Raw genomic sequence first — 15735 nt, forward strand, 5'->3', positions numbered from 1 at the left:
ATTACTAGCTTATAAGTATATACTCTTTAACTAACTAATAATGATAACAACGTTCACTTATGACTAAACTTGGTTTGCGCGACTCAGTTTTAACGCTAACACTCATTCCCACAGTGATTATTGGATTACTCCTTGGCGGCTATTTTACAATAAATCGTTACATTGAGCTTGATGAAATTTTATATCAGCAAGGCACGACAATTTCCGAGCCACTTTCAATCGCCATTGAACAACCACTCTTAGCAAAAAATAAACAGCTACTAAACCGTTTGATCAGTCATGCCCATAATAAGCACTCCCCGGCAATTAAAACGATCGCTATTTTTGACGAGCACAATGAACTGGTATTAACCAGTAACTATCATCGTGACTTTGATGATCTAATGCATACCGAACAGTTACAAATGGGCAAAAGCACTAAAGTTGTCACGAGCAATCACCTTATTACTTTTTTCACACCAATCATCAACCACTCAACCCCAGATGCACAGTGGAACAACGCCGCCTTTCAGACATCTTTGGGGACTGTGGTAATTCAGCTCAATAAAGATCAAGCTATAATAGGCCAGCAGCAAGCATTGTTGATCAGCGGCATCGTGATCATTTTAGCCTTAGTATTAGCAGCTATTCTTGCCATTAGGCTTAGCCACATGTTTATGCACCCTTTAAATAAGTTAGTACTTGCTACCGACAAATTAATTGAAGGAAAAAGAGATACCGGGCTCACAGTGCCGATGATGGGAGAGTTTGAGTTATTGCGCCAAGGTCTCAACACTATTTCAGACACAATGGTGATGCAAAAAGATGAAATGCAAAAGCACATTGATCAAGCTACCAGCGATTTACGTGAATCATTAGAACTGTACGAAACACAAAACATTCAGCTTAGTATTGCGAAAACCGATGCTCAAGATGCGAACCGAGTAAAGTCTGACTTTTTAGCAAAAATGAGTCACGAACTGCGTACGCCACTCAATGGCGTTATCGGTTTCACCCGACAACTTCATAAAACTCCCTTGAATAAACATCAAAAAGACTACCTTGATACCATTGAGCTCTCAGCAAATAGTTTAATGACTATCATTAGTGATATTTTAGATTTTTCTAAGCTTGAAGCAGGCGCCATGGAACTTGAATCTATTCAGTTTCAGCTGCGCGATACTATAAATGAAGTACTCACTTTACTTGCGCCAAGTGCACATGAAAAACAACTTGAGCTATCAATTTATATCAATGCGCAAGTGCCAGATAACATTACTGGCGATCCTACTCGATTTAAACAAGTACTGATCAACCTGATCAGTAATGCCATAAAATTCACTGAAAAAGGCGCTATAAAAATTGATGTTGGTCACCGCTTACTTGATGAAGAGCGCACATCTATTTTGGTGTCTGTCACTGACACAGGTGTCGGTATCCCAATGGATAAACAAGATGCCTTGTTCACTCCATTTGGCCAAGCTGATTCTAGTATTACCCGTAAGTTCGGCGGCACAGGGTTAGGTCTTATCATTACTAAACACATTGTTGAAAACATGGGCGGCCGTATTACCCTAAATTCGGCGCCAGGCAGTGGCACCTGTTTTACTTTTAATAGCGTATTTAGATTACCAAGTCATACTTACACCAGTGATCTACCAAGTAAATCGCTTGCTAATAAACGTATTTTATATCTAGAGCCCCATGAGCATACTCACCATGCCGTGCTTTCATTACTGAATGAGTGGCAAACTCAAGTTACAGCCTGCTTTGATCAAGAAAGCTTTTTACAAGAGCTCAATAAAGAGTTTAATTACGATATTTGTATTATTGGTCACGTCGCTGCTGTTGATGAAATGCAGCGATTAAAAAGCTATATCAAAGCGGTGCGCGAATCAACTGACTACCTGTATTTAATGCTCAACTCAGTGTCGCATAATATGCGTGAAGCTTATATTGGCTGTGGCGCAGATGCGTGTTTAAGTAAGCCGCTCAATCACCGTAAACTCTGTGAAGTGTTAGCTGCACCATATCGACTTGATCACCCAGTGCATAATATTGAAGAGAGTGACGAGAAACTATTGCCACTAAAAGTATTAGTTGTTGATGATAACGATGCCAATTTAAAGCTGATCTGTACTTTACTCGAAGAGCAAATTGAAATTATTGATACTGCTCACAATGGTTCGCAAGCCTATAGCTTAAGTAAGAGCCATAAATACGACATTATTTTTATGGATATTCAGATGCCAATTATGGACGGTATCACCGCCTGTAAATTGATTAGAGAATCATCATTAAACGAAGATACCCCCATTATTGCAGTTACCGCCCATGCCTTAGCTGGTGAAAAAGAACAGCTCATTAAAGATGGTTTTAAAGGTTACTTAACCAAGCCGATTGATGAGGATATGCTGAAACAAATTATTAGTGATTACAGCCCACAGTCTCCCCTCAGACGTGACAAAAGTCGTAATGATTTAGTAACTCAAGAGCCGCCATTTACAAGCAGCTCATTAGATTGGTCTTTAGCGCTACAACGCGCCGGTGGCAAAAACGAGCTGGCACTAGAAATGCTAAATATGCTGCTGCTGAGCGTGCCTGAAACCTTACGCCTACTTGATGAAGCGATTAATAACCAAGATTGTGAACACTTATTGAGTATTATTCATAAGTTTCATGGTGCCTGCTGCTACACAGGCGTTCCTAAATTAAAAACGCTTGCTGAAGCATTAGAAACCGCATTAAAAGGTGATTGTGATTTAAGCTATATTGAGCCTGAATTATTTGAGCTGCAAGACGAGCTTAATAACCTAATGACCGATGCGGGCTTAGCTGAGTCTTAACGGCATTGTATTTCAAGCGGTTTACCTGTTCTTAAACTGCTGATCTGCCAAGTTACAGTTGCATCTTGTTGCGCCAACGTAACCTTAGCAATATCACTGACCATATAGTCACCAGGCACATTAAGCCTCGTTAAGTTGTTTGATAAGCGTTGCTGACAATACGGACCTGTGTCACCGTGGATCACTAAAACAGGCTTTTTTACCGTGCTTGCAAACTCTCTTAATGCATCTCGGTAAACTTTAAAACCATCGCACGCTTGCTGTACCTTTGCGCTACATTGCGGTTGCTCAGTTTGATGTGTATAAATATCAGCTTGAAAAGCAATAATATAGCCTTTCGCTGTTGGGGTTGCTTGCGCCAGCCATTGAAGATTATTAGCATCTCTTGCATCGGCTTGTTGATAAGCAAGTTGCTTATCACTTTTCAGTATCTGCCTACGGCCATTATGTGTGCCAGCAATATGTAGCGTCATAAACTCTACATCTGCAAACTGCCAACGGGCATTTTCAACCATGTTTGCTTGGTGGTTAAATTTCTCTAGTTGCTGGGCTTTTTTAAAGTAGGCACTGTCATACATCAACCCCTTTAAGTAGGCCAAACGCGCTAATTCATCATAGCGCGGCGATAAATTATCACGGTCGCAGTCTGTCCATTCATTATCACCGGGAGTATAAATGAATGGTTGAGCTGTTAACATGCTCAGCAACTGTTTGTTTTTTGTTAGTCGCTCATCAGTACAAGGTTCTGAACCCGATTTCATATCACCTACATGCAGTAAAAAAGCATGCTCCGTAGTATTTATTTTACGACCTAGAACGCCCTCTGGCGCTAAATTGAGCTCATCTATTGGCGTATATGGCATATCCCCCATTACCAAAAATGTATTGCTAGACAACGCCCAAGTTAACCCTATTAAACTCAACATCATCACCCCCCCAAATTACCAATAAAACAACAAGCTTACATTCGCATAGTAACAAATAAATGAATACTTAAAAAAACGGCTTTTTTTAGGCAAGCTTGCTAAAATGGCAACATAGTTACAGCAGAATTAATCAGCCATGTCATTTACGACCACTTATACATTAGATAAACCTTACTTTTATGAATGCTTTGATGAGTCGCTACCTTATAGCGCTCAAGCAAAACCTAAATATATTTTTTTAGTCTTACTTGTGAGCCTAGGACTCACTGCTATTTATGCCTTGGAGCAACACTACCTAGGCAACTTTTTAATTATGGCAGCAGTACTTGAATGTGTGGCATTTTATTATCGCAGGCCTTGGTGGGTCACGCGGCAAATGCTCAGCCGTGCATCGGGATCAGAAGCTACTTTAACAATTGATGATGAAGGCTTTAAAAGTGTAAATCCGCATAAAAACTATCAGCTAGCGTGGCAAGATATTGACGAGGTAATTTATACCTCACGCGGTATTATTTTAAAAAGCCGTCGCGGTATGCAGTACATTTCAAACAGTGTACTTAATGATGAGGTTATTGAATTCATAAAAAAAAGAGCCACTAAATAGTGGCTCTTTTATATCAATTGAATTGATTAAGTTAATTAAGCATTGCCCGGGTTCGGGTTAGACTTTTCAGCTTGAATACGCATGTAAATTTCTTCACGGTGCACTGAAACGTCTTTAGGTGCATTAACACCAATACGTACTTGATTTCCTTTAACACCTAGCACAGTGACAGTTACTTCATCACCAATCATTAGGGTTTCACCGACTCGACGAGTTAGTATTAGCATTCTCTTGCTCCCGTATTCCAATAAATTAAAAGATTCCGCGTTTGTATCTTAAAGAAAATAAAGCGTAAAAGTAAGTAAAAACTCTAAATCGATTCATTTTCTGTTAAAAAAACTGTTTGTAATGCGCCTATTGCCAAGTTTAAGTCTATTTCATCTATTCAAACTCATATTTTAATATTAGATATTAACTTAGTAAGTAAATAGGTTGACCTATGAACACACACTTAATGCACTAGGGTGTGATCCCGTACTCACTGCTAGATAAAGTTTTAGCAACTAAGTAACCACCAGAAATCTCTTTACACTTAATATAATGGTGATTATTGCTCAATACTTCAAGTCGCTACTAAAAATCTTTATCCGCACTACATAGCATAGTCTATTTTCAAAGTTATGATTAATCATAACTATTTTGACGCTCTGGGCAGCAAAAAGTTTCAAATTTAAAGGAAAGGTAATAAAAAGCCGAGAATGTGGGGAGCAAGCACCAGAGAAAACTCAATTGAGTCTTCTCTGGTGCTCCAGCAAAAGCACGATATGCGCTTTTAGGTACGTTCGGTTAACCAAGCCGCTACACTATCCAGTGCTGAGCTTAAATTTTGCGGCTGAGAACCACCAGCTTGAGCCATATCAGGACGACCGCCGCCTTTACCACCTACTTGCGAGGCCATGTGATTAACAAGCTCACCGGCTTTTACTTTGCCAGTTAAGTCTTTAGTTACACCAGCAATTAAGCTTACTTTGTCGCCATCAGCTACACCAAGTGCAATTACACCAGAGCCAATTTTGTTTTTCAGGTCATCAACCATACCGCGTAACGCTTTTGATTCAGTCCCTTCAACGTTCGCAACCAATAGCTTAACACCATTAATTTCAACCACTGAATCTAACAGTGACGCACCCGCAGCGCTTGCAAGTTTATCGTTAAGCTGAGCAATTTGTTTCTCAAGGCCTTTTGATTTTTCAAGCAAAGCCGTTACTTTTTCAAGAACCGATGCACTGTCACCTTTAACCAATGCCGCAACATCATTTAAGTGTTGTTCTTGCTCGCTAACGTAGGCAATCGCATCGGCACCCGTTACGGCTTCAATACGGCGCACACCAGCTGCAATACCGCTCTCTGATACGATTTTAAATAAACCAATATCACCAGCACGGTTTACGTGAGTACCACCACATAACTCGATAGAGTAATCACCAATAGTGACTACGCGCACTTCGTCATCGTACTTCTCACCAAATAACGCCATAGCGCCTTTTTCTTTGGCTTCATCGATTGCCATCAATTCAGTGTTAAGAGCAAAGTTACGACGAATTTCATTATTAACAACGCGCTCAATCTCACGCAGCTCGGCTTTTGTCACAGCTTCAAAGTGTGAAAAGTCAAAACGTAAACGCTCTGGATCAACCAATGAACCTTTTTGCGATACGTGCTCACCTAATAACTGACGCAATGCTTCGTGGAGAATATGCGTTGCTGTGTGGTTCTTTTTAACGCGATCGCGGCGCGCATCATCAATGGTCGCTTCAACTCTATCATTAACGCCAATACGGCCCATCACAGTACCATGATGAGCGAATGCATTACCGAGTTTGGTCGTATTAGTAACGCTGAACTCACCACCGGCTACAGTTAATGTGCCGGTATCGCCAACTTGACCACCCGATTCAGCGTAGAACGGTGTACGGTCAAGTACCACAATACCTTGTTGGCCATCTTCAAGCACTGATACCGCTTTACCTTCTGCAAACATTTCTATCACTGTGCCGCTGTAATGTGTTGCATCATAGCCTTTAAAGTCTGTGTGTTTATCAGACTTTAATTGTTGGTTGTAGTCGGCGCCAAACTTACCTGCTTGCTGAGCCGTTTTGCGCTGTACGTCCATGCACTCTTGGAAGCCTTTCTCGTCAATGGTCATAAAGCGTTCACGAGCAACGTCTGCGGTTAAATCGGCAGGGAAACCATAAGTATCATAAAGTTTAAAGACGAGCTCACCTGGGATAACATCACCGCTTAAGTTCGTTAAGCTGTCTTCTAAAATAGCTAAACCACGCTCAAGGGTTTTGCCAAACTGTTCTTCTTCGATACGTAGAACTTTTTCGATAATTTCTTGCTGCTTAGCTAGTTCAGGGTATGCTTGTCCCATTTGCTCAATTAACGCAGCCACTAATTTATAGAAAAACGCGCCCTGTGCGCCAAGCTTGTTACCATGGCGAACCGCACGGCGAATAATACGACGCAGTACATAACCACGGCCTTCATTTGACGGCATAACGCCATCAGAAATCAAAAATGCACATGAGCGAATATGATCAGCAACTACGCGCAGTGATTTATCATCCATATCTTGAGCATTGGTAACGTCTGCCGCGGCTTTAATTAAGCCTTGGAATAAATCGATTTCGTAGTTTGAATGCACGCCTTGTAAAATAGCAGCAATACGTTCTAGACCCATACCTGTATCAACAGACTGTTTAGGAAGCGGCTCCATAGTACCGTCGCTTTGACGGTTGTATTGCATAAATACTAGATTCCAAATCTCAATGAAACGGTCACCATCTTCTTCAGGAGAGCCTGGAGGCCCCCCCCAAATTTCTTCACCGTGATCATAAAAAATTTCAGAGCATGGACCACATGGACCAGTATCACCCATCGACCAAAAGTTATCACTGGTTGCAATACGAATAATGCGATCTTCAGGTAAACCAATTTCGTTAGACCAATAGCCAAACGCTTCTTCATCATCGTGATAGATAGTAACCAGCAGTTTTTCTTTAGGTAGCTTAACTACGTCAGTTAAAAACTCCCACGCAAACTTAATTGCATCTTGCTTAAAGTAATCACCAAAGCTGAAGTTACCTAACATTTCAAAAAAAGTGTGGTGGCGGGCTGTGTAGCCGACATTTTCTAAATCATTATGTTTACCACCGGCACGCACACAACGTTGTGAGCTAGTTGCGCGGTTATAAGGGCGGCTTTCTGCGCCTAAAAATACATCTTTAAATTGCACCATACCGGCATTATTAAATAATAACGTCGCATCGTTACCCGGAATAAGCGAGCTTGATGGAACAATTTGGTGTTGTTTAGAGGCAAAAAAGTCTAAAAACTGTTGCCTGATCTGTGCGGTAGTCATGTGCTGCATTTGAAAGTCTCACCCATTTTTACTGTGCTTGCATTGCAAAATCAATTTGTTCGTAACTGAACCCTCGATACATTAAGTAGCGCACGCGCTTAGCTTTTTCTTTGTGATCGAAGTCGTCCTGTGAATTTGAATATTTCTTTAAATACGCATCCTGCGCTAACTCAAACCAATCGATTTCGAATGATTCTATAACACTCTCTAGTAGTGTTCGGTCAATCCTTTTGCCCATGGCTTCACTTTGTATACGCTTTAAGCCATGCTTTTTAGCAATATGGCGACGCACAAACCCTTCAACATACCGTTGTTCATTAATAAAATTGTGTTCTTCACACCAATCTAATAAGGCTTCGATAAATTCAGGCGTCGCCTCTTTTTGCTGTAACTTTTGAGTTAACTCACGGCGCGAATATTCTTGGCGACCAAGTAACCAAAGTACGTAATTCTTTAATTTTTTTGTAGCGCTTCATCCATTTCACCAGCCATTATGCGTCAAAGCGACCGCTGTCGTCATTCTGCTGCGGTGCTATAGGCTTGGCATCAGCGGGCGGTACAATCGGCATAAAAATAGCTTGATAAGAAACAAAAAAGCTAATGTAGCAAATTGGCATTAAAACCAACAGAGGTAAGAACGATAAGAACATTGAAACCATCATCAAACCTGCTGCAATCGCGCCATATACACTCAGTGGTGCCATATTATGATAAAACACCATAAGTGAGCTTTTAAGTACCTCAAAAATTCGTCGTTGTTGATTAAAATAAACCAGCGGCACTGCATACGAAAAAGCAGTTAAATACACCGATAAGGCAATTAAAAACAACGCCACATTTGCCATGGAAATACTATCTATCACTTGCTGTAGAGCAATATTCGGGTCAACATTTGGATTACTCATAATTTCAATGGCTTCGGAAAATAAGCCACCTGCCAATAACGCCATCAACACACCCGCAGCCATTTGATAGAGTGCTAAGCGAAGTAATCCCATACGATTACCTTTGTTAGTAAACGGCTTTAGGATATCGGCGAGCATTATTTTTCCACCTTGCTGCTTGGTGATCACCGCTTGATAAAAACCGGCGGTTAAAAAGGGGGTAGCTAATGCAGCAATAATTTGTAAAAAAGGTAGAAATAACGATAACAGACCAATAATACCGATAAATAAATGCATAAAAATAAAGGTAAAAGGCTGAGTTTTAAAAATAAGCCAGCCTGCTTTAAACCATTTCAACCCAGCATCGGCTTTAAATACTCGTAATTCAATTGACATACTTGCTCTTAAATTAACAACAAAACACGCCGAGTATAACTCGGCGTTGGATCGGATAACATAGACGACAGCGTAAAATTAAGGTTTTTTAATCTTCTTTATGTCTAACATATGCGCGCCGTGCTTAATTTTTGTTTCTAGGTAGGACTGGTTGCCCGCCACACCCGCTTTGATATGTGCATGGGTGCCGATAACAGAATCAACCGCAATGCCGCCATCTTTTAACGCATTAAGCTTTTTAGGGTTATTCGTCATTAATTTAACGTGCTTTAATCCCAGCGCTTCTAACATCAGTACTGCGTCTGAAAAATCACGTAAATCGTCAGCAAAACCTAAATGGTTATTCGCTTCATAAGTATTCATACCTTGTGATTGCAATACATAGGCATCAATTTTATTGTATAAACCTATTCCTCGCCCTTCTTGGCGTAAATAAAGCAAAATACCGCCTTGTTCGTGCATCATTTCAATACACTCATTAAGCTGCTCACCACAATCACAACGAGATGAATGAAATACATCACCGGTTAAACACTCCGAATGCATACGAATAAGCGGCACAGGCTGCTCGCTATCGGCACGATTAAATACCAAAGCAACATGCTCTTGGCCATCTTTCAAATCGCGAAATGACACGATTTCTGCGGGAATATCACTGTTTTTGCCAACATTTAGCTGGACTCTAGCTCTTACTTGCGCCACGACACATCCAAATTATAAAGTAATGCGATACTGCAAATGTGATAATATCACAAAGACAAACTGCATTAAAAATAATACAACACCGCAATGAGTAGTAACTATATTGAGGCAGTTACTTGCAATTCAAGCATTATAACTCAGTTTAGCGTCGTGCTGAATCCACTGTAAGTGTTTTATAGTGTATTTCCTTTTTCAGAATGAAACTTAACTTTGCTTCCCTTAGTCGTAATGATCAATTAGGATGAATTGTTCGTAATAACACCTATACCTTGATTTAAGTAACCAACGTTTGAGGAGTTTTGATGAGTAACAACGAAAACTATACCCCACCAGCCGTGTGGCAATGGGATGCAGAAAATGGCGGTGAATGGGCCAAGACCAATCGACCCATTGCCGGCGCAACTCACCCTCAAGACCTGCCAGTTGGCGAACATGCTTTACAACTATACTCTTTAGCAACCCCGAACGGTCAAAAAGTCACTATCATGCTTGAAGAGCTATTAGAGTTAGGCATCTCTGCAGCTGAGTATGATGCATTTTTAATTAAAATTGCTGATGGCGATCAATTTGGCTCAGGTTTTGTGAGTGTTAACCCTAATTCGAAAATTCCAGCGTTAATGGATCACAGTACCAACCCTGTAACTCGAGTATTTGAATCTGGCGCTATTTTACAATACTTAGCTGAAAAGTTTGAGGTACTCGTACCAAGCGATCACACCAGTAAAACAGAGTGCCGTAACTGGCTGTTCTGGCAAATGGGCTCTGCACCTTATTTAGGTGGAGGCTTTGGTCATTTTTACGCTTATGCCCCCTTTAAAATGCAATACCCTATCGATCGTTTTACCATGGAAGTTAAACGGCAGCTAGACGTGTTAAATCGTCATTTAAGCGACCATGATTATATGGCAGGCAGTGAGTATTCAATTGCCGATATCGCTATTTGGCCTTGGTATGGCTCATTGGTTTTAGGCAACCTGTATGATGCAGCAGAGTTTTTAGATGTCGAGTCGTATACTCATGTATTACGCTGGGCAAAACAGATTGAACGCCGCCCTGCGGTACAGCGTGGTCGTCGCGTAAACCGTGTCTGGGGCCCTGAAGAAGAGCAACTCGCTGAACGACATAGTAAAAACGATTTTTAAACACTAACTAAAATTTACAAAAACGCGGTGAACGAAGGATCACCAAGCATTGTGCCACCGCGTTTTGGTTTATGGTTTTAGTTAACTGTAAATTTAGCGAATTACCTCTCAGCTGTGAGTGTATAAAGCTGTTGCCAAAAATACACCTCAAGACATTTCAGATAAAATACTCAAACCTGCTCACCTTGCTTATTGTATGTGCTCACTAAGGCAGTGCATTTTCACTCGAACTTAAGTTATCATAATGTTTTATAACAAAGGACTATCCATGAGAAAGCTCATTATTTTAGCAGCAACTGCCGCTGCATTATCAGGTTGTAGCACGTTAGTACAAATGCGTAATTTTGATGATAACTTAGTGCCACAAAATGCAAATAGAACACATACGCAAGAAAGTGTTGGGGAAGCAATTTTGCTCGCATGTAAACAACTTACTTGGAAATGCCGCATACAAGAAACAGGTAAAATATTAGGGGTGTTAGATATTCGTAAACATCAGCTGCGAGTTAATATTGACTATAATGAAGCGCAGTATGATATTGATTATAAAGACTCGATAAATCTAGACTATAACGGTGAAAAAATACATCGCCAATACGTAAATTGGGTAACTAACCTAACCCGCCACATCGATTCTGAATTAGCAAATTAATAAAGTTCTTAATAACTAAAAAATGCTCACTGATGACCGTTTTTTAGTTATTTAACCTCAGCTCAGGTTTTTATCCTTTATAAGCAAAACTCATTAGTCCCATTTAGCTTACACTCTGTATATATTTGGCTTTTATATTGCAACTGCTACAGTAACTAGCCTATTTCACGTTAAAAATGTGAAGGCTTTTCACAATCAGCGAAATTATTACAAAGGAGATGAATATGACGATTAAGAAATCAGCACTCTCACATTGGTCTGGTGATATAAAATCAGGTAAAGGCCAAATAAACACTGAAAGCGGAGCGTTAACAAACCAACCGTATGGCTTCAACACTCGCTTTGAAGATAAACAAGGGACTAACCCTGAAGAGCTTATCGCTGCTGCGCACAGTGCCTGTTTTAGTATGGCGCTTTCACTTGCACTAACAGAAGCTAATTATGTCGCCGATGATATCACCACGAGTGCGGTGGTTAGTTTAGATGAAGTAGATGACGGCTTTGAGGTGACTCATATTGCGTTACATGTTGAGGCAAAAATCGCTGGTATTTCTGAGCAGGAGTTTAATAAGCTTTGTGAACAAACCAAACAAGGCTGCCCTATTTCCAAATTAATGAATGCAGAGATCTCACTTTCTACGGCACTCAATTAGATTCAAAATGCATATACTCAAACTACCGTGAGGTAGTTTGAGTATAAATTAACTTACGTGTGCTCATGAGTTAAAAGTTAACATCTAACTTCAAATAGCCACGTCTGCCGAGTAAATCGTAGGTCATTACATCAGTATTTGCGTCATTCCATGAGGTTAAAAAGGGCGCTTTTTTATCAAAGATATTATCGATCCCTATCGCTAGTGATGTATTTTGCGTAATAAAATAACGACCTTGAATATCGTTATAAACAATACTCGGTACTGCACTGCCAATGGGCCCGCCGCCATTTACATCATCAGCGGTACCAATATAACGCATGGCATAATGTGCCGACCACGTAGCTGCTTTGACACTCACGCCTAAATTTGCGCGCCACTTGGTGTAACTTCCCTGATCTTCGGTTATATAACCTAATAAACTTTGTGTGGCTTGACCGGCAAAAGGAGTGTTTTCATGTTTTAGTAAACGTGTCGCATCCAGTTCAAATTGACTACTTAAACCAAATAAATCGGTATTGTAGCGGGTGTTAAAATCTATTCCACTGACTTTCTCAAAGGCTGCATTTACTGGCCGCTGGCTTAGGGAGTTAACTTGATCTGTCACAGGATGACGGGTAAATGTATCGCAGTAAGCACTATAAACATCAGGATCGGTATAACATAATTTGAGCGCATCTGAGCCATTTACCGAAGTAATTGCATCTTCCACTTCAATATCAAAATAATCAACGGTAGTAGATAAACCTTCAATAAAATTAGATTGCCATACCATGCCTAAAGTTAGTGTGTCTGCAGATTCTGGATTTACATCAGGATTGCCGCCAACAGAGGTGCGAATTGTAGTACCGTCTTGCACAAAATCAGCGGGTAAACCAGCCGCTAAGCAATTTGCTGCTATCTCACCTGTTGCGTTTTCACAGGGGTCAATAGTGCGAAGATTTTCAGCATTTGTACCACCAAAAAGCTCGGTTATCATCGGTGTTCTAAAGGCTGTTGATTTAACCCCACGCAGCATTAAACTATCAACAACTTGCCATGTTAGGCCTACTTTATAAGTCATCTTACTGCCAAACGTACTGTAATCTGAATACCGAGTCGCAACCTGCGCCTCAACGCTCTCAAGTACAGGGATAGCAAGCTCTATAAAACCTTCGGTTACTGAATAGCTGCCATCAATGGCATCTTCACCGCCATTTGCAAGTACCGTTGAATCAGGATTACGCCAGCCACTTTCATCTCGTTTTTCAAGCCCTGCAGCAAAGGCAAGTTCCCCTGCTGGCAACTCTAGTAAATCACCAGATAAATTAAAGGTCAGTGAACGTAATTCATTACCTCCATTACCTTCGCGACGATATTTTACGTAATCAATCACCTCAGGGGTTAATTCATCAACGCCAAACCAGTCGCCACATGGGATCGCGGCAGCACTTTCATAGCTACAAATAGTGTCATCAAGGGTATTTGCTACTTTGCTAATATCTTGATCAAACGTCCAGCCATCAGTACCGGTGTTGCGACCATAGTTATAAGCTAACTGCCAAGTCCAATTATTATTTAAAACCCCATCAAGGCCAACCACAATGCGCGCGGTATTGGTCTCTTGGAAAAAATACGGTGCACCTAGCTCAACATTACGTCGCCTTGTTAGTTCTAAGTCTTGCCCGGTAGGATTATAAGCAAAGTCTTTTGATACCATAATGCCACTGATACTACGCGGTGTTACAATCTGCTCTGATTGACGATTGCTGTACTGCGCTTCGGTAAATAAATTTAAGTTATCACTTAGCTCATAGGTAAAGTTGGTCGATACATTTATCCGCTCACTTGGGTTAACGGCATTTAAGTAACTGATATAATTAAAGCCATGTTTAGCTGAGTCATAAGCTTCATAGCTATTACCATCACCATTTGGGTCTTGATTAAACTGAACACTGCTACCATCCGCCAATAAAGCACGCCCACCTGCCGTTGTTGCGCTGCCAAAGCATGTTAACTGGCTACTGCCATCTTCATTAACCGTTTCACTTTTAGCGCAATCGATTCTATCTGACTGCCTGACTGCTTCGGTATTTATATAGCCTGCACTAAACACAAAATGGCCTCGTTCAAACTCCCCCCAACATTAAAACTAAATTCTTGGCTTTGCCCTTCACCATCGTCAGCTGCGCCTATTTGAGCGCTAAACTCTGCGCCATCTAGTTGTGTTTTAGTGATGATATTAACCACCCCTGCAACCGCATCAGCGCCATAAATAGCCGATGCACCATCTTTAAGTACTTCCACTCGCTCAATAATAGATGTGGGGATCATATTTAAATCAACTGAACTATTAGCTCCCGTACCACCATTGACAATACGGCGGCCATTGAGTAGCACAAGCGTGCGTTTAATCCCCATCCCTCTCAAATTGACTTGTGCTGTGCCATAACCCCCACTGGTCCAATAGGCATTAGTGGCATTACCTGCAACCCCAGCAGAAAACGACATACGCTGCAGCAAGTCTTCTACATTTACTATGCCCGTTTGGGCGATTTGTGCGGCATCAATAACCGTTACAGGGCTGGTACTTTCAAAATCAGTGCGCTTAATATGAGAGCCGGTGACATTAATGTGCTCGATATTATCGCCGCCGTCATTAGCAACAGTGTGTAAACTTGTTAGTGCAAGGGAAATGGCTGAAAATGCCAGGAGATTATTCATAAATACGGCCTATTAATGATTTTTATTGTAGAAATAGGCGCTTATGATAATGATTTATGTGTCACTGAGAATGTGACAAATTGTCGCAGGAGCAGGTTAACCTATCGAAACTGGCCACAGGTTAACCTATCGATTGTTTATGCTTTTACAGAAAGTAATGAGTCACTTTGTGATAGACCAAACTTCTCTTGCACGGATGCTAAAATAGACGCTTTATCTTCATCATTTAATTGATCTGAATAGTTGGTAAGCAACTCATCTAAGTAACTGACCATCTCTTGGGTGTTAACCTGCTCAGCACCACCTTGTGGTGGAGGGCCAGGCGGGCGACCACCTTCAGGGCGACCCATTTCTCCCACTTGCGCGGCATCAAAGCCTGCCTCAGCCATCAGCTCTTGCATTTCTTGACCAGGTTGAATACCCGCTTCTTGAAAAGCTGCAACAATAGACTGTGCGTCTGCTGTTGTTAAATTTTCTGGGTCAAATTGAGATAAGGTTTCGCTCATTAACTCTGTTTGTTCACTCGTTAGAGGCTGAGCTTTTGGGCGCTGCATTGGCTCAAAACTGGCGCCAGATGAAATACTATTGATCATGGTTGTTCCTTATCTTTGACGGTGCGGTGGTTTATGAGAGGTAAATTCTTCTTCGCTGATCTCACCATTTTGATCGGTATCTATCTGATTAAAAACTTCTTCGATATCATCTACGCCTGGTGGTAGCTCTTGAGCACTGAATTCTGATAGTTCTATAATGCCATTACCATCTACATCAATGGTTGAAAAATCAGGGCGTGGTGGGCGGTTTTCTCGGTTTTTAGCATCTACATGGGCTGTAAAGCCAACACATAATGTAGTTAATAAGGCGATTGCTGTTAACGATTTCAT

14 protein-coding genes and 1 pseudogene are annotated in these 15735 nt (G+C 41.0%); 5 read left to right on the top strand and 10 right to left on the bottom strand.

What is annotated here, in order from left to right:
• Positions 1-59 precede the first annotated feature (59 nt).
• Complete coding sequence (gene barA / locus KAN5_RS09880) at positions 60-2825, top strand: two-component sensor histidine kinase BarA (RefSeq protein WP_244389627.1); 2766 nt, start codon at positions 60-62, stop codon at positions 2823-2825.
• On the opposite strand, the gene KAN5_RS09885 is transcribed toward barA, so the two are convergent.
• Positions 2822-3754, bottom strand: coding sequence for a hypothetical protein (locus KAN5_RS09885; RefSeq protein ID WP_138973971.1), 933 nt, complete (start codon positions 3752-3754; stop codon positions 2822-2824). The genes barA and KAN5_RS09885 overlap by 4 nt on opposite strands.
• 133 nt (positions 3755-3887) lie before the next feature.
• On the opposite strand from KAN5_RS09885, the gene KAN5_RS09890 reads away from it, so the two are divergent.
• On the top strand, positions 3888-4355 hold the full coding sequence (locus KAN5_RS09890; RefSeq protein WP_244389628.1) for a YcxB family protein: 468 nt from the start codon (positions 3888-3890) through the stop codon (positions 4353-4355).
• A 35-nt stretch (positions 4356-4390) separates the two neighbouring features.
• On the opposite strand, the gene csrA is transcribed toward KAN5_RS09890, so the two are convergent.
• The 5 genes and pseudogenes from csrA to ribA form a co-directional block, all read right to left on the bottom strand.
• Positions 4391-4582, bottom strand: coding sequence for a carbon storage regulator CsrA (gene csrA / locus KAN5_RS09895; protein WP_004587515.1), 192 nt, complete (start codon positions 4580-4582; stop codon positions 4391-4393).
• A gap of 545 nt (positions 4583-5127) precedes the next feature.
• Complete coding sequence (gene alaS / locus KAN5_RS09900; protein ID WP_138553773.1) at positions 5128-7728, bottom strand: alanine--tRNA ligase; 2601 nt, start codon at positions 7726-7728, stop codon at positions 5128-5130.
• A gap of 19 nt (positions 7729-7747) precedes the next feature.
• A pseudogene (locus KAN5_RS09905) lies at positions 7748-8182 on the bottom strand (regulatory protein RecX); the annotation flags it as partial.
• 28 nt (positions 8183-8210) lie between these two features.
• Complete coding sequence (locus tag KAN5_RS09910) at positions 8211-8999, bottom strand: BPSS1780 family membrane protein (protein WP_016709788.1); 789 nt, start codon at positions 8997-8999, stop codon at positions 8211-8213.
• A gap of 78 nt (positions 9000-9077) precedes the next feature.
• Positions 9078-9701 carry a GTP cyclohydrolase II gene (gene ribA / locus KAN5_RS09915; protein ID WP_244389629.1) on the bottom strand — a complete coding sequence of 208 codons (624 nt, stop codon included), beginning with the start codon at positions 9699-9701 and terminating at the stop codon, positions 9078-9080.
• Between the two features lie 302 nt (positions 9702-10003).
• Between ribA and yghU the strand changes: the two genes are divergently transcribed.
• From yghU to KAN5_RS09930, 3 genes are all read left to right on the top strand, one after another.
• Complete coding sequence (gene yghU / locus KAN5_RS09920; RefSeq protein WP_244389630.1) at positions 10004-10843, top strand: glutathione-dependent disulfide-bond oxidoreductase; 840 nt, start codon at positions 10004-10006, stop codon at positions 10841-10843.
• 268 nt (positions 10844-11111) lie between these two features.
• Positions 11112-11495: a hypothetical protein gene (locus KAN5_RS09925; RefSeq protein WP_016709791.1), complete on the top strand. Its 384-nt coding sequence runs from the start codon at positions 11112-11114 to the stop codon at positions 11493-11495.
• A gap of 224 nt (positions 11496-11719) precedes the next feature.
• Positions 11720-12148 (top strand): OsmC family protein, encoded by a 429-nt coding sequence (locus tag KAN5_RS09930; protein WP_244389631.1) that lies wholly within the window; start codon positions 11720-11722, stop codon positions 12146-12148.
• A gap of 70 nt (positions 12149-12218) precedes the next feature.
• Here the strand turns inward: KAN5_RS09930 and KAN5_RS09935 are convergent, their stop codons facing one another.
• From KAN5_RS09935 to KAN5_RS09950, 4 genes are all read right to left on the bottom strand, one after another.
• Positions 12219-14243, bottom strand: a complete 2025-nt coding sequence (locus KAN5_RS09935; RefSeq protein WP_244389632.1) for a TonB-dependent receptor — start codon at positions 14241-14243, stop codon at positions 12219-12221.
• Positions 14222-14851: a TonB-dependent receptor plug domain-containing protein gene (locus KAN5_RS09940; RefSeq protein WP_244389633.1), complete on the bottom strand. Its 630-nt coding sequence runs from the start codon at positions 14849-14851 to the stop codon at positions 14222-14224. The genes KAN5_RS09935 and KAN5_RS09940 overlap by 22 nt, the downstream gene beginning before the upstream one ends.
• Positions 14852-14988: 137 nt before the next feature.
• A complete protein-coding gene (locus KAN5_RS09945) occupies positions 14989-15444 on the bottom strand; it encodes a hypothetical protein (RefSeq protein WP_016709794.1) in 456 nt (151 codons plus the stop codon).
• 9 nt (positions 15445-15453) lie between these two features.
• Entirely contained in the window at positions 15454-15735 is a 282-nt protein-coding gene (locus tag KAN5_RS09950) for an EF-hand domain-containing protein (protein ID WP_244389634.1), read from the bottom strand.

It is taken from the genome of Pseudoalteromonas sp. KAN5 (assembly GCF_022846535.1).
Classification (GTDB): domain Bacteria; phylum Pseudomonadota; class Gammaproteobacteria; order Enterobacterales; family Alteromonadaceae; genus Pseudoalteromonas; species Pseudoalteromonas haloplanktis.

Coding starts and splice junctions, on each gene's coding strand:
- barA (WP_244389627.1), top strand. CDS start 60: ATGACTAAACTTGGTTTGCGCGACTCAGTTTTAACGCTAACACTCATT.
- KAN5_RS09885 (WP_138973971.1), bottom strand. CDS start 3,754: ATGATGTTGAGTTTAATAGGGTTAACTTGGGCGTTGTCTAGCAATACA.
- KAN5_RS09890 (WP_244389628.1), top strand. CDS start 3,888: ATGTCATTTACGACCACTTATACATTAGATAAACCTTACTTTTATGAA.
- csrA (WP_004587515.1), bottom strand. CDS start 4,582: ATGCTAATACTAACTCGTCGAGTCGGTGAAACCCTAATGATTGGTGAT.
- alaS (WP_138553773.1), bottom strand. CDS start 7,728: ATGCAGCACATGACTACCGCACAGATCAGGCAACAGTTTTTAGACTTT.
- KAN5_RS09910 (WP_016709788.1), bottom strand. CDS start 8,999: ATGTCAATTGAATTACGAGTATTTAAAGCCGATGCTGGGTTGAAATGG.
- yghU (WP_244389630.1), top strand. CDS start 10,004: ATGAGTAACAACGAAAACTATACCCCACCAGCCGTGTGGCAATGGGAT.
- KAN5_RS09925 (WP_016709791.1), top strand. CDS start 11,112: ATGAGAAAGCTCATTATTTTAGCAGCAACTGCCGCTGCATTATCAGGT.
- KAN5_RS09930 (WP_244389631.1), top strand. CDS start 11,720: ATGACGATTAAGAAATCAGCACTCTCACATTGGTCTGGTGATATAAAA.
- KAN5_RS09940 (WP_244389633.1), bottom strand. CDS start 14,851: ATGAATAATCTCCTGGCATTTTCAGCCATTTCCCTTGCACTAACAAGT.
- KAN5_RS09945 (WP_016709794.1), bottom strand. CDS start 15,444: ATGATCAATAGTATTTCATCTGGCGCCAGTTTTGAGCCAATGCAGCGC.
- KAN5_RS09950 (WP_244389634.1), bottom strand. CDS start 15,735: ATGAAATCGTTAACAGCAATCGCCTTATTAACTACATTATGTGTTGGC.